The organism is Microbacterium sp., from assembly GCF_035556355.1.
Lineage (GTDB): Bacteria > Actinomycetota > Actinomycetes > Actinomycetales > Microbacteriaceae > Microbacterium.
In genome coordinates this window covers 199,368-218,596 of the sequence record NZ_DATMFG010000024.1, presented here as the reverse complement: position 1 = coordinate 218,596, position 19,229 = coordinate 199,368, and the positions used below count along the sequence as shown (strand labels likewise).

At 71.2% G+C, this 19,229-nt stretch carries 15 protein-coding genes; 7 read left to right on the top strand and 8 right to left on the bottom strand.

Going from position 1 to position 19,229, the window contains the following annotated elements; all coding sequences use genetic code 11:
- Nucleotides 1-35: 35 nt before the first annotated feature.
- Entirely contained in the window at nucleotides 36-1,874 is a 1,839-nt protein-coding gene (locus VNR19_RS07380) for a lipase family protein (protein WP_325725372.1), read from the bottom strand.
- Between the two features lie 77 nt (nucleotides 1,875-1,951).
- Between VNR19_RS07380 and VNR19_RS07375 the strand changes: the two genes are divergently transcribed.
- Nucleotides 1,952-2,758 carry a DUF1206 domain-containing protein gene (locus VNR19_RS07375; RefSeq protein WP_325725370.1) on the top strand — a complete coding sequence of 269 codons (807 nt, stop codon included), beginning with the start codon at nucleotides 1,952-1,954 and terminating at the stop codon, nucleotides 2,756-2,758.
- Nucleotides 2,759-2,770: 12 nt separating this feature from the next.
- On the opposite strand, the gene VNR19_RS07370 is transcribed toward VNR19_RS07375, so the two are convergent.
- Nucleotides 2,771-4,570, bottom strand: coding sequence for a proline--tRNA ligase (locus VNR19_RS07370; RefSeq protein ID WP_325725368.1), 1,800 nt, complete (start codon nucleotides 4,568-4,570; stop codon nucleotides 2,771-2,773).
- 61 nt (nucleotides 4,571-4,631) lie between these two features.
- Between VNR19_RS07370 and pcp the strand changes: the two genes are divergently transcribed.
- Nucleotides 4,632-5,267, top strand: a complete 636-nt coding sequence (gene pcp, locus VNR19_RS07365) for a pyroglutamyl-peptidase I (protein WP_325725366.1) — start codon at nucleotides 4,632-4,634, stop codon at nucleotides 5,265-5,267.
- A 16-nt stretch (nucleotides 5,268-5,283) separates the two neighbouring features.
- Here the strand turns inward: pcp and VNR19_RS07360 are convergent, their stop codons facing one another.
- From VNR19_RS07360 to VNR19_RS07350, 3 genes are all read right to left on the bottom strand, one after another.
- Nucleotides 5,284-6,453 carry a hypothetical protein gene (locus VNR19_RS07360; RefSeq protein ID WP_325725365.1) on the bottom strand — a complete coding sequence of 390 codons (1,170 nt, stop codon included), beginning with the start codon at nucleotides 6,451-6,453 and terminating at the stop codon, nucleotides 5,284-5,286.
- A complete protein-coding gene (locus VNR19_RS07355) occupies nucleotides 6,450-6,986 on the bottom strand; it encodes an RNA polymerase sigma factor (RefSeq protein ID WP_325725364.1) in 537 nt (178 codons plus the stop codon). The genes VNR19_RS07360 and VNR19_RS07355 overlap by 4 nt, the downstream gene beginning before the upstream one ends.
- A 64-nt stretch (nucleotides 6,987-7,050) precedes the next feature.
- On the bottom strand, nucleotides 7,051-7,800 hold the full coding sequence (locus VNR19_RS07350; RefSeq protein ID WP_325725362.1) for a metallophosphoesterase family protein: 750 nt from the start codon (nucleotides 7,798-7,800) through the stop codon (nucleotides 7,051-7,053).
- A 60-nt stretch (nucleotides 7,801-7,860) separates the two neighbouring features.
- On the opposite strand from VNR19_RS07350, the gene VNR19_RS07345 reads away from it, so the two are divergent.
- On the top strand, nucleotides 7,861-8,736 hold the full coding sequence (locus tag VNR19_RS07345; protein ID WP_325725360.1) for a hypothetical protein: 876 nt from the start codon (nucleotides 7,861-7,863) through the stop codon (nucleotides 8,734-8,736).
- Between the two features lie 10 nt (nucleotides 8,737-8,746).
- Here the strand turns inward: VNR19_RS07345 and ispG are convergent, their stop codons facing one another.
- Both ispG and nhaA read right to left on the bottom strand, forming a co-directional pair.
- Nucleotides 8,747-9,877: a flavodoxin-dependent (E)-4-hydroxy-3-methylbut-2-enyl-diphosphate synthase gene (ispG, locus tag VNR19_RS07340; protein ID WP_325725431.1), complete on the bottom strand. Its 1,131-nt coding sequence runs from the start codon at nucleotides 9,875-9,877 to the stop codon at nucleotides 8,747-8,749.
- An 85-nt stretch (nucleotides 9,878-9,962) separates the two neighbouring features.
- Nucleotides 9,963-11,897 (bottom strand): Na+/H+ antiporter NhaA, encoded by a 1,935-nt coding sequence (gene nhaA / locus VNR19_RS07335; RefSeq protein WP_325725358.1) that lies wholly within the window; start codon nucleotides 11,895-11,897, stop codon nucleotides 9,963-9,965.
- 426 nt (nucleotides 11,898-12,323) lie between these two features.
- Here nhaA and VNR19_RS07330 point away from each other — a divergent pair, with 426 nt between their 5' ends.
- Nucleotides 12,324-14,279, top strand: coding sequence for an anthranilate synthase family protein (locus tag VNR19_RS07330; RefSeq protein WP_325725356.1), 1,956 nt, complete (start codon nucleotides 12,324-12,326; stop codon nucleotides 14,277-14,279).
- 308 nt (nucleotides 14,280-14,587) lie between these two features.
- Here the strand turns inward: VNR19_RS07330 and VNR19_RS07325 are convergent, their stop codons facing one another.
- Nucleotides 14,588-15,913 (bottom strand): M50 family metallopeptidase, encoded by a 1,326-nt coding sequence (locus tag VNR19_RS07325; protein ID WP_325725354.1) that lies wholly within the window; start codon nucleotides 15,911-15,913, stop codon nucleotides 14,588-14,590.
- 92 nt (nucleotides 15,914-16,005) lie between these two features.
- Between VNR19_RS07325 and VNR19_RS07320 the strand changes: the two genes are divergently transcribed.
- The 3 genes from VNR19_RS07320 (at nucleotide 16,006) to VNR19_RS07310 (ending at nucleotide 19,229) form a co-directional block, all read left to right on the top strand.
- Complete coding sequence (locus tag VNR19_RS07320) at nucleotides 16,006-16,608, top strand: hypothetical protein (RefSeq protein WP_325725353.1); 603 nt, start codon at nucleotides 16,006-16,008, stop codon at nucleotides 16,606-16,608.
- A gap of 116 nt (nucleotides 16,609-16,724) precedes the next feature.
- On the top strand, nucleotides 16,725-17,447 hold the full coding sequence (locus VNR19_RS07315) for a YcnI family copper-binding membrane protein (RefSeq protein WP_325725351.1): 723 nt from the start codon (nucleotides 16,725-16,727) through the stop codon (nucleotides 17,445-17,447).
- Nucleotides 17,448-17,558: 111 nt separating this feature from the next.
- Nucleotides 17,559-19,229: a Mur ligase family protein gene (locus VNR19_RS07310; protein ID WP_325725349.1), complete on the top strand. Its 1,671-nt coding sequence runs from the start codon at nucleotides 17,559-17,561 to the stop codon at nucleotides 19,227-19,229.

Sequence of the window (19,229 nt, the reverse complement as noted above, 5' to 3'; positions counted from 1 at the left end):
CCGCACGTTCCTGGGAGCCCACCGGGCGCGCCACGTCACCCCGGGCACCTGCTCACGGCCCCGGACCGCGCGCCGAACCGGTCGTCCGTCCAGCGCAGGAGCATCGGCAGGAAGGTCGAACGCGGCTGCAGCACGCTCAGGTGGTCGTAGCCGTGGAACACGGCCCAACGCACCTGGTCGCCCTGCGCGCACAGACGGTTCACGAGCCTGTGCTGGAGCAGCGGCGGGATGACCTCGTCGTCGGAGCCCCACACGATCAGCACGGGCTGCTCGAAGGGCCCCGTGACGGCGTTCTGCTCGAGGCGTCTGCCCAGGACGCCGGTGGTGAGGTCGCCGATGTAGAGCGGGCGGTCCTCCGAGACGCCCATCGCCGTGAGGACCGACACGATCACGCCCGGCTCGGTCGGGCAGCGCTGCGTCATCTCGCGGACGATCGTTCGTGCGCCGGGGACGACGTACTGGCGGAGGTCGACATCCGGGTAGGTGTCGGCGTACGGCACGAGCACCCACGACGTGAGCACGGCGAGGTTCGGGCTCGCGTCGCCGCGCAGCAGCTCGCGCGCGAGCGCGAGCGGGTCGCCGACAGGCGCGAGGGCGACGGTGCCGCGGATGCGGAGCTCGGGCGTGTACTCCGAGGCGAGCTGCGCCGTCCACAGCGCCGCGTGTCCGCCTTGCGAGTGCCCCCACACGACGACCCGGTCGTCGAGCCATGCGCCCTCGACCTCGTTCGCGGCGAGCACCGCGTCGAGCGCAGACTGCGCCTCCCCCTTGCCGATGAGGTACGGGAAGACCCCGGGCGCTCCCTGGCCGGTGTAGTCGGGCGCCACGACCGCCCAGCCCCGCTCGATCACGTCGTCGAGCGCGGGGATGGCCCAGCGCGTCGCGGCGTTGTCGCGCAGACTCGGTGCGCACCCGCGCGCGACGCCGGTCGTGCCGTGGTTCCACAGCACGACCGGCCGCGGCGCGAGCGATCGGCCCTCGGGCAGGATGACGAGGGCGCTGGCGACGGCACGGATGCCGCGGACGTCCGTCGTCGTGTAGAGGATGCGCTTCACGACCGCGCCCTCCGGCACCTGCCCCCGGTAGTCGTCCTCGCGGATGAGCTTGCCGTGCTCGCGGGGCACGTCCTCGGGAGGTTCGTAGAACGCGTCGACGACCGGGGCGCCGTCCTGGAGCCAGTCGTTGAGCCACCAGCCGACCGAGACCGTCCCGACCAGCACGACCGCGAGCGCGTAACGCCCGACCGCCATCCAGATCTGGCGCTTGCGACCGGGCGTGCCGGGCGGGTCGGGGCGCGTGGTCTCGCGACCCCGCCCGAGCATCCCCCGGGCACCTCGGACGGCGAGCCCGAAGCCGTAGATGACCGTGCGAACACCGAACACGACCGCCACCGCGAGCACGGTCACATCGGGCCACGAGAGCGCGAGCACTCCGAACGCGATCTGCGCACCGCCCCACACGGCGGAGAGCACGCGCTGGCTGACGAGCCCGCGCGAGATCGCCTCTCCGATCGAGGCGAGCCCGCCGATGACGAGCACGAAAGCGAGAAGACCCGGCAGCAGATCGAGGCTCCGGCCGATCCACACGATCGCGGCGAGACCGAGCACGATCTCGACGACGGCGATCACGCGCGTCCACCACGGAGAGGTGCGGCGTCTCGCGGCGAGCTCGATCACGCCGGAGGCGATGATGCTGAGACCGACATACAGCGACAGCAGCAGGATCGACGTGAGCGGACGGGTGACGATGAGCACGCCCAGCGCGATGAGCACGAACCCGACGACGACCAGCACGCGCGGCGGCGCCTGCGCGAGCAGGCGCGGCATCACGCTCCAGCGGAACGGCCGGCGGGTGGTTCGCCGTCCTGCGGTCATCTGCCCCATCGTAGGCGCGCCATATCAGGAAACGCTGGGGGCGGCATCCGAGTCGTCCGCTCCCCTATGCTGACCGCATGTCAGCGCCGACGGTGAAGCGCGCGGCGCGCGAGGCCCAGGACAATACGGTCTTCCGGCGCATCGCACGCGCGGGTTACGCCGCGAACGGTGTCGTGCACATCCTGGTCGGGATCGTGTTCCTCGTCGTCGCGTTCGGCGGCGAAGGCGAGTCCGATCAGGCGGGCGCCTTCAAGTCGGTCGGCGCGGCTCCACTCGGGTTCGTGGGTCTGTGGATCATCGCGATCACGCTGTGGGCGCTGGGTGCGTACCACGCGCTGGAGGGCATCCTCGCGTGGGGCGGCGACGCCGCGCGCAAGTGGGGCCGCCGCGTCTCGGAGTGGGGCCAGGCGATCGCGTTCATCGCGGTCGGCATCATCGCCGCGGCTGTCGCGATCGGCGCGCGTCCGGATCCGGACGAGGCCGCCCAGGAGGCCAGTCGCGGAGTGCTGGCGATCCCCGGAGGGCCGTTCGTCCTCGGGGCCGTCGGGGTGGGCATCGGCGTCGCGGGCATCGCATTCGTCGTGATGGGCGCGCGACGCAGCTTCCGCAACCGCATGACGATCCCCGACACCGCGCTCGGTGCGGCCGTGACGGCGCTCGGCGTCGTCGGGTTCGTCGCGAAGGGGATCGCCCTGCTGATCGTCTCGGTGCTGCTGGTCGTGGCGGCGATCCAGGTCGACCCGGAGGCCGCGGGTGGGCTCGACGCCGCAATCGACGCACTCATCGCGATGCCCTACGGCCCGCCGCTCGTGGCCGGAGTCGGCGTCGGGCTCATCGCCTACGGGATCTTCTGCCTGTTCCGCGCGCCCTACGCCGACCTCTGACGGCCGGCGCCGTCAGCGCCGCGTGAGCTCGGCAACGGCATCCGCCACCGGAAGGACCTCGCGCTCACCGGTGCGACGATCCCACAGCTCGACCTGCCCGTCGGCGGCCGCGCGGCCGGCGATCACGATGCGCGGCACGCCGATGAGCTCGGCGTCGCCGAACTTCACGCCGGGCGAGACCTTGAGGCGGTCGTCGTACAGGACGTCGAGACCGGATGCCTCGAGCTCGCCCGACAGTCGCTCCGCGAGCTCGTACGCAACCTGATCCTTGCCCGTCGCCACCACGTGCACGTCGAACGGCGCGACCGACTCGGGCCAGATGAGGCCCTTGTCGTCGTTGTTGAGCTCCGCGATGATCGCGAGGATGCGCGTGACGCCGATGCCGTACGAGCCCATCGTGACGGTCACGAGCTTGCCGTTCTCGTCGAGCACCTTGAGATCCAGGGCGTCGGCGTACTTGCGGCCGAGCTGGAAGACGTGGCCGATCTCCATGCCGCGCGCGAGGTGCACGGGACCGGATCCGTCGGGCGCCGGGTCGCCTTGGCGCACGGTCGCGACCTCGATGTAGCCGTCGGCGGTGAAGTCGCGGCCGGCGACGAGCGAGTGCACATGCTTCTCGTCGATGTTCGCGCCCGTCACCCACGACGTGCCGTCGACGACGCGCGGGTCGAGCAGATACCGGATGCCGGTGGCCGACTCCTCGCCGAGGACGGGCCCGGTCTCGGACCACGGTCCGATGTAGCCCTTCACGAGGAACGGGTTCTCTTCGAAGTCCTTCTCGGTCGCCGCCTCGACCTCGGCGGGGGCGAACGCGACCTCGACGCGCTTGTCGTCGACCTCGCGGTCGCCCGGGATGCCCACGATCACGAGCTCGCGCGTGCCGTCGAGGTGCTTGACCGCGAGCACGACGTTCTTGAGCGTGTGGGCGGCGGTCCACTCCGTGACGCCGTCGGTCGCGGGGCCTGCGATGCCCGGAGCGGGGGGCTCCAGGTTCGCGTTGCAGTGCGCGACCAGTGTCTCGATCGTCGGGGTGTTCGGCGAGTCGAAGATCACCGGCTGGGGAAGCCCGTCGAACGGGATCGGCTCGGGCGCGAGCGTCGTGAACGCCTCGACGTTGGCGGCGTACCCGCCCTCGGAGCGCACGAAAGTGTCTTCGCCGATCGGCGTCGGGTGCAGGAACTCCTCCGACCGCGAGCCGCCCATGGCGCCGGCATCCGCCTGCACGATCACGTACTCGAGTCCGAGGCGGCTGAAGATCCGCTCGTACGCTTCGCGCTGGGCCATGTACGACGCGTCGAGCCCCTCGTCGGTGTAGTCGAACGAGTACGCGTCCTTCATCGTGAACTCACGACCGCGCAGCAGGCCGGCGCGCGGACGGGCTTCGTCGCGGTACTTGTCCTGGATCTGGTAGATCGTCAGCGGCAGGTCCTTGTACGACGAGTACAGGTCCTTCACGAGCAGTGTGAAGACCTCTTCGTGGGTCGGCGCGAGGAGGTAGTCGGCGTCCTTGCGGTCCTTCAGGCGGAAGATCGCGTCGCCGTACTCCTCCCACCGGCCGGTCGCCTCGTAGGGCTCACGGGGAAGCAGCGCCGGGAAGTGCACCTCGTACGCACCCGCCGCGGCCATCTCCTCGCGGATGATCTGCTCGATGCGACTCTTCACCCGGAGGCCGAGTGGCAGCCACGCGAAGATGCCGGGCGCCTGGCGTCGGATGTAGCCGGCGCGCACGAGCAGACGGTGACTCGTGACCTCGGCGTCGGCGGGGTCTTCACGGAGCGTGCGGAGGAAGAAGTGCGAAAGGCGGGTGACCACGAGGGTCAAGTCTAGGGCGGTCGGATGCCGCGCTCCGGCGGCCCCTCCGTACGCTGGACGCGTGACGACCGTGCTGCTGACCGGATTCGAGCCCTTCGACGGCGACCCCGCGAACCCCTCCGGCGAGGCGGTGCATCTGGTCGCCGACCGCTGGACCGGGCCCGAGGAGCTCGTCACCGCGACGCTGCCGGTGACGTTCGCCGGGGCGGCGGCGCGCCTGCGCGAGCTGATGGACGAGCATCGGCCGGACGTCGTCATCGCGAGCGGGCTCGCCGGCGGTCGCGCCGCGATCGGGGTCGAGCGCGTCGCGATCAACCTCATCGACGCGCGCATCCCCGACAACGCAGGCGACCGCCCGATCGACGAGCCGAGCGTCGAGGGTGCACCGGCCGCGCGATTCGCGACGCTTCCCGTGAAGGCCGTCGTCTCGCGCATCGCGGAGGAGGGGATCCCCGCCGAGGTCTCGTACTCGGCGGGGACGTTCGTGTGCAACCACGTGTTCTTCACCGCGCTCGAGGTCGCGGCATCCGCGACCCGCGTCGGATTCGTCCACGTGCCGTGGTCCGCAGAGCACGCGCCCACAGCGGATGCCCCGACCCTCCCCCTCGCCGACATCGTGCGCGCCCTCGAGATCGCGGTGCGCACGAGCCTCGACGTCACCGACGACGACAAGGCGTCTGCCGGCGCAATCCACTGAACATGCGACGGGGCGCTCAGGGACGCATGAGGGCGAAGATCACCTCCGTGAGCGGGATGGTCTCCACCGGATCGCGGATGTAATCCCCCGACACCATGAGCATGTTCACGCCGTCGGTCGCGACGACGACATCGGGCGACCCCTCGTAGCGGTCGAGTCCGGGCACGATCACGGCCGCCTCCGCGCCGTCGACGGTCACCGTCTGCGCGTACTCCGCCCCGACGGCCGACGGGAAGGCCACGGCGCCGCCCGGCACGACGTCGACGCGCACGACCTCTCCCGTGCTCGAGTCGCCACTGCCCGACGTGAAGTGCAGTTCGCATGCGAACGCAGCGTCTCGAAGCCACGGGATCCGGCCCGGCAGCGGCGCTGACCCAGGATCGGTCGCATAGGGATCATCCAGGAGGGTCACGCGCTCGTAGCCGTAGACCGCGGGATCGATGCGCTCGACGAGCGCGGCGCAGTCGGGCCGTGCCCACCACGCCTCGGTCCGTGTCGCGGGCATGGCTCGCGGGTGGGCGTCGACGCGCGAGGCAGCGCTGTCGTAGAGCGCCTGGACCTTCTCGGCCGAGATCAGCTCGGAAGCCGCCCGTGCCTGCACGAGCAGCCATAGGCCGTCGACGGTCCCCACCGAGGTGCACGTCAGGCGATCGTCGTGCTCCTCCTGCCGGCAGCCCGGGACCATCGCGGTCGCGAACTCGGCGGGCACGACCTCCGCTGGATAGGCGTACAGGTGAAGCGTGGCGATCAGGTATCCCTCGTCGGAGACCCACACGCAGTCGATCCCGCCCAGCACGTCGTTCGCGCCCGTCCTCCAGCGGTAGTCCGACCGTGTCATCCCGATGCCGCGCAGCCCGTCGGCCTCCGGGTCGGTGATCGCATTGGCGCAGTCCCCGCCGAACGGCGCCACACCGAGCGACGGGGGTTCCGGCGTCGGAGTCGGGGTCGGCTCCTCAGTGGGCGTCGGGCGGTCGGTCGGCGTCGTCACGGGAGCCGGGGTCGCGTCCGATCCGAGCAGCGCCGCCGTCGTGATCGCGCCGCCGCTGACACCGCCGACCAGCACGAGGGCGACCGCCCCGGCGATCAGCTGCGAACGCCGTCGCCCTGCCGGATGAATCCGCTGCGTGCCGGCCAGCACCAGGTCGCGCATCTCCGCTCGTTCGCGGGGTGTGAGCTCGTCGCTCATGCCCAGCCCCTCTCGATCAGCGCCATCTCGTCGCGCAGCTTCGCTTTCGCCCGGGCCAACCGGGACTTCACCGTTCCGACGGGGATGCCGAGCGTCTCGGCCGCCGCCCGCTCGGGGTATCCCTCGAGCACAGTGAGGACGACGACGCTCTGCTCGCGGGCGGGCAGACGCCGGAGCGCGGCGAGCACGCCGCTTTCGTCCTCGCCGCGGACCTCTCCGCCCGACGTGCGGGCAGGCGTGTGGGCGACGAGGGCGCGGTACCGCCGGCTGGAGCGCTCCAGGTTCCGCGCCGAATTCGACACGGTGTTCAGCAACCACGGCAGCGGTGAGCCCTCGACGAGCCGAACCGACTCGCGCTTGCGCCACAGTTCGAAGAACGCGATGGTGACCGCGTCCTTCGCGTCCTCGCGCGCCGTCAGCAGACGGCGCGCGTGCCGGAACAGCCGCGCGCTGTGGCGGTCGAAGAGAGCCGCGAGCGCCGACTCCTCGCCCGCGAGGACCCGTCTCCAGACCGCCGCGTCATCATCGTCCATACCGTGTAGTGTCCGGCATCGACGGAAAGGTTCACACGGGTTCGAGATCCGTGCGGTGCGCGGCTCAGGGCGTGTGGGTCTGGAACCGGCGGTACACTCCCGTGCGCAGCTCGACCGCCCACACATCCGCCTGCGGCATACCGCGCTCGAAAGCGACGGCGACCTCGGCGTCCACGTCGTACGGCACGCGCACGAAGCTCACGTTGAGCGGCGCCGGGTTCTCGGCGCCGACCGCACCCTCGACGATCGCGTAACTCGGCGTCGGCTCGTCGAGCGGGTTGCCGACGCTGCCGACGTTGAAGATCGTGCGGCCGCGCCGCGACCGGATGTACGTGTCGTGCAGGTCACCGTATCCCACCACGGTGGGCTCCGGCCCGTCGCCGGTCATCTCGGTCGCGCGGAACATCCCGTCGAACTCCTCGTCGGTGTGTTCCGCCCACACGCGCACGTGCGGACTCTGCGCGGACGCGTGGAACAGACGGATGCGGCGCCCGCTGACGAGGAGGTCGTGGCTCAGCTGCTGCGCGGCCAGCCACGCGCGCTGCTCGGGCGACAGCTCGTCGCGCCACCACGCCAGCTCCTGCAGGTCGTCGCCGAGGCGGTCGATGAAGTCGTCCCAATTGCCGCGGATGCTGACCTCGCACACATCGCGGACGCGGTCGACGACCTCCGCTCCGCGCGGTCCCTTCCCCACGCTGTCGCCGAGGTTGAAGATCCGCGTGATGCCGCGCGCGGCGATGTCGGCGAGCACCGCTTCGAGAGCCGTCAGGTTGCCGTGAACGTCGGAGATGAGGGCGATCCGTTCGAGAGGCATGCCCGGATCATGCCACGAGCCACCCGGCCCAGGACGGCGGCCGCCTGACAGTATGGGCCGATGGAACGGATGCGACGCCGCCGTCGCCCTTCACCGAGCGACCGCCGCGGCGAGCTGCTCGCCCTCGCTCGGGAGGATGCCGCCGCGCGGCGGCCGACCGACCTCGTACGGCAGTGGATCGACGACGCGACCGTCCGCCCGTCGGCAACGGACCAGCGCACGGCGACGGCGTACGACGCGCTCGCGCTCGAATCGGCACCGGAGTACGAGGCGCTGCTCCTGTCTCCGGTCGCCCCGCTGGGGACGAGCTCGGTCGTCGCACCGATGTCGCAGGATCGCATCCTCACCACGATCCGCCCGAACGAGGTCGTGTCCGATCCGACGAACGTGCTCGCGCTCGAAGCGGCCCGGCGGCTGCGTGACGACCCCGCGGGGCACGTGCGCCTGTGCACGGCCCACCAGGTGCTGCGCATACAGTCCGTGCCTCCCGGCGTGGGCTTCACACGCCACTTCCGGCTCTTCTCACTCCTCGACGCCGGGCCGAGCCGGCCCGACGACGGCTTCGAGGTCGACGCGGTCGTCGCGCAGCTCGGCATCCACCTGCGCATCCTCACGGCGGCTTCCGAGCGGTTCGGCCTTCAGTGGCGGGATCCGATTGCGAAGATCTTCGCGGATGATCGGCTTCCGGCGATCGCCGATCGCCTCTCGTCGGCGCTGTCGGCCGCGCATCCGGATCTCGGCATCGAGCACGCTCCTCTCGAGTCCGCGTACTACGGCGGTCTGCGCGTGAAGCTCATCGTCCACGACCGCACGGGAACGCCGTGCGACTGGATCGACCTCGGCGCCCACGACTGGGTCGCCCAGCTCACGAGCAACCGGCGCCGGCGCTGCATTGCGAGCGCCGTCGGCATCCAGCTCCTGCCGCGGCTCGGCTGAGCTCAGCTGCTCAGGCCGTCACGACCTGCGCGGTGCCGAGCGGCGCATCCGGACCCATCTCGTCGGCGATGCGGTTCGCCTCCTCGATGAGGGTGGCCACGATCTCGGACTCGGGCACCGTCTTGATGACCTGACCCTTCACGAAGATCTGACCCTTGCCGTTGCCCGATGCGACGCCGAGGTCGGCCTCGCGCGCCTCGCCCGGTCCGTTGACGACGCAGCCCATGACGGCGACGCGGAGGGGCACCGTCATGTCCTTCAGGCCCTCGGTGACCGAGTCGGCGAGCGTGTAGACGTCGACCTGCGCACGGCCGCACGACGGGCACGACACGATCTCGAGCTTGCGCTCGCGCAGGTTGAGCGACTGGAGGATCTGGTGTCCGACCTTGACCTCCTCCGCCGGCGGGGCCGACAGCGAGACGCGGATCGTGTCGCCGATGCCCTCCGAGAGGAGGATGCCGAACGCAGTCGCGGACTTGATCGTGCCCTGGAACGCGGGGCCCGCCTCGGTCACGCCGAGGTGCAGCGGCCAGTCGCCTCGCTCTGCGAGCATCCGGTACGCCTTGACCATCACGACCGGGTCGTTGTGCTTGACCGAGATCTTGAAATCGTGGAAGTCGTGCTCCTCGAAGAGCGACGCCTCCCACACGGCGCTCTCGACGAGGGCCTCGGGGGTCGCCTTGCCGTACTTCTCGAGGAGGCGCTTGTCGAGCGATCCGGCGTTCACTCCGATGCGCAGCGAGACGCCGGCGGCCTGCGCGGCCTTCGCGATCTCACCGACCTTGTCGTCGAACTGGCGGATGTTGCCGGGGTTGACGCGCACCGCGGCGCATCCGGCATCGATCGCCTGGAAGACGTACTTCGGCTGGAAGTGGATGTCGGCGATCACCGGGATCTGGCTCTTCGCCGCGATGATGTGCAGCACGTCGGCGTCGTCCTGCGACGGGACGGCGACGCGCACGATCTCGCAGCCCGAGGCGGTGAGCTCTGCGATCTGCTGCAGCGTCGCGTTGATGTTCGTCGTCGGCGTCGTCGTCATCGATTGGACGCTGATGGGAGCGTCGCCGCCCACGAGCACCTTGCCGACCTTGATCTGACGGCTCTTGCGTCGGGGAGCGAGGACTTCCGGCACGCGAGGCATCCCGAGATTCACTGCTGGCACGCTTCCCAGCCTACGCCGCGCGGGTGGGCCGAGGCTGGCGATGAGATGAGAGCGGATGCCGCGCTCAGTGCTCCTCTGCGGCCTCTTGCCGCTCCCCTGCGGCCGTCTGCTCGGGCTGGGCAGCGCGCGCCTCGTCCTGGTCGGGCGCCGTCGCGAGCAGCGCGCGGATGAGCGACTGGGCGTCGTACGGCCCCGTGTGCCGCTTGCCGTTGATGAAGAACGTCGGCACGGACGTGATGTCCATCGCCTCCGCGTCGAGCATGTCGTCGCGCACGCGTGCGGTCACCTCGGGCGAGCGGAGATCCCTCTCGAACTTGTCGACGTCGAGCCCGAGCTCTTCCGCGCGGCGCAGGATGTCGGACGGCATCTGGTGGTCCTGGTCGGCGAAGAGGCTCTTGGCGAACTCGGTGCGCTTGCCCTGCAGAGCCGCCGCCTCGACGGCCTCGGCGTCCGCGACCGCGTTGGGATGCACGCGTTCGAGCGGCGCGTGCCGCCACACGTAGCGCAGGCGGCCGTTGAGCTCGCGCACGACCTCCTCGATCGCGCCGGATGCCTTGGAGCAGAACGGGCACTGGTAGTCGCCGTACTCGACGATCGTGAGCGGGGCGTCGACCGGACCCCACACGTGATCGCGCTTCGGGTCGACCGGCCGTGCCAGCGTCATGCCGGCTTCCTCCTCAGGGTGGCGGGCGTCCGAGACGCGGAACAGGATCGTCGCGAGGATGAAGGCGATGACGGATCCCACGAGAACGCCCACGCGCGCCTCGTTCTGCGCCAGGTCGTCGTCGATCGCGAGCTCGATGATGAACAGCGAGATCGTGAACCCGATGCCGCACAGCGCGGCGCCACCGGCGAGCCGATCGAGCGTGAGACCCGGACCGAGGTCGCCGATGCGCAACATCCGCAGCACCGCCACCGAGCCCAGGACGCCGACGAACTTGCCGATGACCAGCCCCGCCACGATCGCCCATGTGAGTGGCGAGGTCATCGCCGCGCCCAGGATGTCGGGGCTCACCACCACACCCGCGTTCGCGAGCGCGAACAGCGGAAGGATCACGTACGCGACGTACGGTGCGTATGCCGACTGGAGGCGCTCGTTGATCGAGATGGATTCGCGCAGGCTGTTCGCGGCCTGCCGGGCGTACTCGCTGTTGGGCGACTGGCGGAACGTCCGTGCGAGCTCGAGCGCGTGCTCGACGTCGCGCCGGTTGGGGCGGTAGACGGGCACGAGGAGCGCGATCGCCACTCCGGCGAGGGTCGGGTGCACGCCGGATGCGAGGAAAGCGAGCCACACGATGATCGACAGCGTCGCGTAGATCGGTCCGCGCCCGCGCGGCACGTACCGCGTGAAGTACACGCCGACCAGCCCGACGGCCGCGATGATGAGCGGCAGCGGAGTGAACGACTCCGTGTAGAAGAGCGCGATGATGCTGAGCGCGCCGATGTCGTCGACGACCGCGAGCGCGAGCAGGAACACGCGGAGGCGACCAGACGCACGGGGGCCGATGATCGCGAGCGCTCCGACGAGGAACGCCGTGTCGGTCGAGATCACGACTCCCCACGCGTGCTCCTGCCCGGTGCCGTTGGCGATCAGCAGGAAGATGATCGCCGGCACGACGAGGCCGGCGATCGCGGCGACGACCGGCACGAGCGCCCGTGACCAGCTCGTGAGCTCGCCGATCGCGAACTCCCGCCTCACCTCGAGCCCGACGGTGAAGAAGAAGATCGCCATGAGCGCGTCATTGACGAGCGCGTGCAGCGTGAAGTCGAGCGTGATGTCGCCGACGCCGACGGTGAGCTGCGTCTCCCACAGGGCATCGTAGGTCTCATGCGACAGGTTCGCCCACAGGATGGCGACGACGGTGGCGATCAACAGCAGGAGTGCGCCGATGCGGTTCTCCCCCATCGCCTGGATCTTCTCGGCGATGGACGGATGCCGGCGCTCCCGCGAGCCCCGAGAGTTGTCCGATTGGTCGATCGTCGTCAGCGGCTGGGTCATCCGGCTCCCTGCTGTCCGGGTTCGATTCGCGAGTTCTCCTCGCCGATGTCGGATGCGCGCGGCGGGGCTTGGTTCCACGGCTCGTCGAACGCGATGCTGTCATAGAACGCGAGGCCGCCCGAAATCTTCCCACCCGAGTGCCCGTGTTCCGTCCGCTCCGCCTTCCGCACATGGTGCACGACGAGGCCGCGGGGCCAGTATCGTGCACGTCGGGGGGACGCCGCGACCGTGTTCGCGAAGAGCCGCGCTCGAACCCACCCCCGTGTGACGGCGGGCCGCGGCGCCGGGCCGGTCGTGTGGTAGGTTCGGCGCATGCTCGCGAACCGCACCTGGTGGGCCGCCTTCTAGGCGGTGCGTTCGAGCGACGACAGACCGCCCCCGGGCGGTCTTCTTCGTGGGGAAGCCGCCCCCGACGAGAGACACACGATGACCGGGACCGCACCCCTCTCCCTCCGCGAGCTCGCCGAGAGCGGCCGCCCGTTCGCCCTCATCGCGCGCGACGACGCGACCGTCGAAGTGCTCGCCGGCGATGTCGTCGACGTCGAGCTGCTCGGCGACATCCCGCTCGAAGACGCGTCGGGCGCGCCGCGCGAAGTGCTCGCGCTCGTGCCGTTCCGCCAGGTCCGCGAACGCGGCTTCGAGTGCCACGACGACGGCGCGCCGCTGCGGTGCCTGATCGTCTCGGAGCACACGCGGATGCCGCGAGCCGACGCGCTCGCGCAGCTCCCCGCCGAGCAGATCCCGCTCGTCGACCCGGGCTTCGACATCTCCGACGACGACTACGCCGACATCGTGCGGCGGGTCATCGCCGACGAGATCGGCCGCGGCGAGGGCGCGAACTTCGTCATCCGCCGCGACTTCACCGCGGGTGTGGCATCCGACCCCGCTTTCGCGGCCCTCGCGTGGTTCCGTGCGCTGCTCGAACACGAGCGCGGTGCGTACTGGACCTTCGCGGTCGTGACGCCGGGGCATGTCGCGGTCGGCGCGAGCCCCGAGGCGCATGTGAGCGCGAAGGACGGGTTCGTCACGATGAATCCGATCTCGGGCACGTTCCGGCACCCCGCGGGCGGTGCGACGCCCGAGGCGCTCAGCGAGTTCCTCACCTCGACGAAGGAGACCGAAGAGCTCTTCATGGTCGTCGACGAGGAGCTCAAGATGATGAGCGCCGTGTGCTCGGACGGCGGGCGCATCACCGGGCCCCACCTCAAGGAGATGTCGCGGCTCACGCACACCGAGTACGTGCTGCGGGGGCGCAGCCGCCTCGACCCGCGCGAGATCCTGCGCGAGACGATGTTCGCCCCGACGGTCACCGGCTCACCCATGCAGAACGCGTGCACGGTCATCACACGCCACGAACGCACGCCGCGCGGCTATTACTCGGGCGTCGCGGCGCTGTTCACACCGCGCTCCGACCTCCATGCGGGCGCGGACGCGGGCGACGGACCGACGCACGACCTGGACGCCCCGATCCTCATCCGCACGGCGTATCTCGTCGACGGACGCCTGCGCGTGCCCGTCGGCGCGACGCTCGTGCGCCACTCCGATCCGTACGGCGAGGTCAGCGAGACCCACGGCAAGGCGGCCGGCGTGCTCGGCGCGATCGGCGCCGTCCCCCGCGATCGGGCCGCCGAACTGGCCGCCCTGCGCGCCGAGGACGCGATCGACGAGGACGAGCCCGCGCCCGAGCCGCGGCGGCTCGCCGACGACCCCGCGATCGCGGAGCTGCTGCGCTCGCGCAATGCGCGCCTCGCGCCGTTCTGGCTCAACCCGCAGGACGCGTCGGAGATCGGTCCGTTCGACGGTCGCGACGCACTCGTCGTCGACGCGGAGGACCGTTTCACGACGATGCTCGCCCACCAGCTGCGTCACCTCGGTCTCGACGTGCGGATCGTGCATTGGAGCGAGGTCACCGACCCGGAGCTCGACGAAGCAGGCCTCGTCGTGTCGGGCCCCGGCCCCGGTGACCCGCGCGATCCGTCGAGCCCGCGCATGAAGCGGATGCGCGAGGTCGTCGCGCGCCGCCGCGCGAGCGGGCGCCCGCTGCTGGCGGTGTGCCTGAGCCACCAGGTGCTCGCCGACTCGCTCGGGATCGAGCTCGCTCCGCTCGATCGTCCCCATCAGGGACTGCAGCGCACGGTCGACGTGTTCGGCGAACCCGCCTCGATCGGCTTCTACAACACCTTCACCGCGCGCGTGCGACCGGGCACGACGACCGTCGGCGACGCCGAGGTCGCGGCCGACCCCGCGTCGGGCGACGTGCACGCGCTGCGTGGACCGGGGTTCGCGTCGGTGCAGGGCCACCTCGAGTCGATACTGTCGCGCGACGGCATGCACACGCTCCAGCGGCTCGTCGAGCACGCGCTCACTCCGGTCGACGCCTGAGTCCCACTGCTCGCCCGCGATGCGCGCGGCGAGCAGCCGCCGCTCCGCCTCGTTCGCGGTGAGGTCGCGGGCGCGCGAATCGGCGAGGTCCGCCTCGGCCGTGCGCCCGAGGTCTCGCAGCAGTCGACCCCGCACCGCGTGTCACAGGTGGAATCCGTCGAGCGAGCGGAAGCGAGCGCGACGGTGCGGTTGAGTCGCACGATCGGCGACGGATCGCGGGCGACGAGCAGATCGTGGAGAGTGAGCACGTGGAGCCAGTCGGTGTCGGCCGCGGTGTGCGCGTCGGCGTGCGGTGACCGCACGCGGGGTCAGCCGAACAGCGAGATGGGGTTCACGAGATCCGACACGATGAGGACGACGCCCATGGCGATGAGCGCGATCACGACGACGAACGTCACCGGCACGAGCTTCGTCGCGTCGACCGGCTTGGGCTGCGGCCGATTGGTCAGCTTCGCCCACGCGCGTTTGAGGCCGTCCCACAGCGCGACCACGACGTGCCCGCCGTCGAGCGGCAGCAGCGGGATGAGGTTGAAGACGAACAGTGCGACGTTGAGCGACGCGAGCAGCCCGATCAGGCCCGCGACGCGGTTCAGCACGGGTGCGTCCGCTGCGGCGACCTCGCCGGCGAGCACGCCTGCGCCGACGACGCTGAGCGGCCCGTTGGGGTCGCGCTCCTGACCCGTGATCGTCGAGACTGCCGTGTCCCAGACCATGACAGGCAGTCGCCAGATGACCCCGGCCACCGCGCCGACGTTCTCGAACGTCGCGGTCGCCCCCGCCCAGATGGGCTGCCGCACGTAGTCGACCTCGGCGCGCATGCCGGCGTAGCCGACGTCGATCGTCTGCGCCTCGCCGTCGGGTCCGGTGACGGCGCGGCCCGCGGCATCCGTCTCTGGGACCGTCACGGTCGCCGGGGTGAGGCTCAGCGTCACCTGCTCGCCGTCGCGCTCCACGACGACGGGGATGGTCTCGCCCGCGGACTCGCGGATGATCGCGGATGCCTCGGCGAACGTCGCGACCTCGACCCCGTCGACCGACACGAGCGTGTCACCTGCACGCAGACCGGCCTCCACGGCCGGCGCCGCGGGGTCGTCGGCGGTGCACTCGGTGCGCTGCTCGGTGGGAGGGATCACGCACTCGCTCACGCTCTGCACCGTCGTGGTCGCCGTCTGCACGCCGATCGCGCAGAGCAGGATCGTGAACAGCACGATCGCGAACAGGAGGTTCATGACCGGACCGCCGAGCATCACCACGACGCGCTTCCACACCGGCAGCCGGTAGAACACGCGCGGGTCGTCGTCGCCCTCGAGCGTCTCATCGTTCGCGACGCGCGCGTCCTGCACCATCGTCGCGAAGAAGCCACCGCCCGCGCGCCCCGCCCGGGCCTCCTTCGGCGACGGGGGGTACATGCCCGCCATCGAGATGTAGCCGCCCAGCGGGATCGCCTTGAACCCGTACTCCGTCTCGCCGCGGCGGCGCGACCACAGCGTCGGGCCGAATCCGATCATGTACTGGCCGACGCGCACGCCGAAGCGCTTGGCGGGCACGAGATGCCCCAGCTCGTGCAAGGCGATCGACACCGCGAGCCCCACGACGAGCAGGACGATCCCGATGATGAAGGCGACGACGGTCACGTGGCAACGTTAGCGGCGCCGGCTCTGAGTGCGCTCCGAGAACGGGCGATCGCGGTCGCGCGCCGGGACTACGCTGGCACTCGGGAGGAGATGTGGACGCACGCCGACAGCGCACCCTGCGCGGTACTGCTGCGGCGTCCGTCGCGACACTCGTCTCGGCGACCGCGCACACGCTGGCCGGCGGCGGCGCGGGCTCGCCGCTGCTGCTCGCAGCGGTCGTGGTGCTCGCGTCACCCGTCGCAATCGCCCTGGTCGGCCGGCGCTCCTCCGTGCTGCGTCTAGCGCTCGCGGCCACGGTGAGCCAGATCCTGTTCCACGCGGCGTTCGCGATCACATTCCCCGTGGCGGGCTCACAGCCGCCGCCGACCCTCTCGCACGTTCACGCCCCGCAGCTCACGCAGCCCGCAACCATGGCTGTCGCCCACCACGCGGCGCTCATCCCCGACGCGCCCATGCTCGCCGCGCACGCGATCGCAGCCGTCATCACGGTCTCACTCCTTGCGAGGGGCGAGCGGATGCTGCGCACGATCGCGCGCGGCATCCGCGAACTCGTCGAGCGACACGTCTCGCTCGTCCCGCTCGCCGTCGTCGCCGTCCCGCGCCCTCGGGGTATCGAGAACGCCGCCGCCGTCCTCCGCCGTTTCGCGGCAGACATCTCCCGGCGCGGCCCTCCCCTCGTCTCGCTGTCGCACTGACCGCGCCGAGCCCGATGCTCCGCGCGGTGCGGCGGCGGCATCGCCGTGCGCCGCGACGCCCGCCAGGGCATCCACTCGGCGCGCCCGCTCCCGCGCGCCCGACCGGAGACGAGAACATGACCGAACACACCCCCGCGCGCTCGCGCGCACACCGACTCACCTTCCCGCTCGTGGGCGCGGCCGCCGGCATCGCCCTCGCCGTCGCCACGCCCCTCGCCGCGTCGGCGCACGTCACCGTGACGCCCGACTCGGCGACCGCCGGACGTTCGGGTGTGCTGACGTTCGCGTTCAGCCACGGCTGCGACGGCTCCCCCACGACCGCGCTCCGAATCGAGATCCCCGACGGGATCACGTCGGTCACCCCGACGATCACCCCCGGTTGGACCATCGACGTCGAGCGCGGCGGCACCGACCACGACGGCCTCGTCGAGTACGTGACCTACACCGCCGATGCCCCCGTCCCGTCCGGATACCGCGCCGCGATCGAACTGAGCGTCGGGTTCGCCGAAGACACCGCCGGTGAGACCCTCGCCTTCCCGGTCACCCAGGAATGCGAGCAGGGCGAGGTCGCATGGGCCGAGGTGGCCGAGGACGGCGTCGACCCGCACTCCCTCGACGCGCCCGCGCCCCTTGTGACGGTCGCAGGCGCCGATGCTGTCGAAGCACACAGCGCGGGTCATGGTTCCGACGCCGCTGCGGCGGATGACACGGATGCCACGACCGCAGCACAGGCGACGGGCGCCGCGCCTGCGATCCTCGGCGCAGCGGGACTCGCGGTCGGCATCGCGGCGCTCGCGGTGTCGCTCGTGGCCCTCGCGCGCACGCGCCGGAGGGCGTAGGCACTCGGTCGTCGGGCGGGCGGGCGTTCGTCCCGCTCGCTGCGCTCGCTCGCTCGCTCAACGACCGGGTGGAGGCCGCTCCCGGGCTGGTCTGACAAGATGGTTGGCGCCATGCCGACAGAACCCGTCGCCGCGCCCGCCGGCAATCTTCCCCCTGTGCTTCGGCCGGAGCATCCGCCCGTCCGCCCCCTCGACGAGCTCGCGCGCCGTTTCGCCCGCGATGTCCGCGGCGACCTCACCGGCCGCACCCTGTCGGGCATCACTCTCGCGACCGCCGACCTGCGGCCGGGCGAGGCGTTCGTGGCGATCCAGGGCGCGAACCGCCACGGCGCCGAGTTCGCTCGCGACGCCGCCCAGAAGGGCGCGGTCGCGATCGTGACGGATGCCGCGGGCGCCGACCTCGCCGCCGACGCCGGAGTTCCCGTGCTCGTCGTCGACAACCCCCGTGCGCTGTTGGGCGATCTGTCGGCGTGGGTGTACGGGACGGGCCCCGGCGACGACCTGCCGCTGCTGTTCGGCACCACGGGGACGAACGGCAAGACGAGCGTCTCGCACATCCTCGAGGGCATCCTCGGGCAGCTCGGGGTCGTGACGGGACTCTCGTCGACCGCTGAGCGGCACATCGCGGGGCAGGTCATCGTCTCTCGACTCACGACGCCCGAGGCGTCCGAATTCCACGCCCTCCTCGCCCTCATGCGCGAGCGCGGCGTCCAGGCGGTCGCCGTAGAGGTGAGCGCGCAGGCGCTCAGCCGTCACCGCGTCGACGGCATGGTGTTCGACATCGCGGCGTTCACGAACCTCAGCCACGACCACCTCGACGATTACGCCGACATGCGCGAGTACTTCGAGGCGAAGCTGCCGATGTTCCGCGCCGACCGGTCGCGTCGCGCGGTCATCTCGCTCGACTCGGCGGCCGGGCGCGACGTCGTCGCGATGTGCGAAGTGCCGTTCGTCACCGTCGGCACGCCGGAGATCGCCGCCGAGCCTGAAGAGGCGGCGGCGGCGGACTGGGTCGTCGACATCCTCGAGGAACGCCAGACCGGGACGGAGTTCCGTCTCTCGGCGAAGGACGGCCGCACCCTGACGAGCATCGTGCCGACGATCGGCCGGCACATGGCCGCGAACGCCGGTCTCGCGATCGCGATGATCCTCGAAGCGGGCTACGCGTGGGACGACCTCGTGGCGGCGCTCGAGCGCGACGGGCGCATCGACGCCTACCTCCCCGGCCGCACCGAGCGCGTCTCGGGCGACCGCGGCCCCGCCGTGTACGTCGACTTCGGGCACTCCCCCGATGCGTTCGAGAAGACGCTCGCCGCGGTGCGGCGCGTGACGCCGGGCAGAGTCCTCATGCTCGTCGGCGCCGACGGCGACCGCGATGCGACGAAGCGCCACGACATGGGCCGCACCGCCGCCGAGGGCAGCGACATCCTCGTGATCACCGACCACCACCCGCGCTTCGAGAACCCCGATTCGATCCGCGCGACACTCATCGAGGGCGCGCGGCGCGCGAAGCCGGATGCCGAGATCCACGAGTACTCGCCGCCGGAGCGCGCCATCATCGAGGCCGTCAAGCTCGTCGGCGAGGGCGACGCGATCCTGTGGGCCGGCCCCGGGCACCAGGACTATCGCGACATCCGCGGCGCACGCACGCCGTACTCCGCGCGCGAGCTCGCCCGCCGGGCGCTGCGCGATGCGGGATGGCCCGTGCCCGAGCCGCACTGGCCCGTGCCCTACCCGGCCGACGAGACGCCCCTCTCCGACCCGACGCGCGACTGGCGCTGA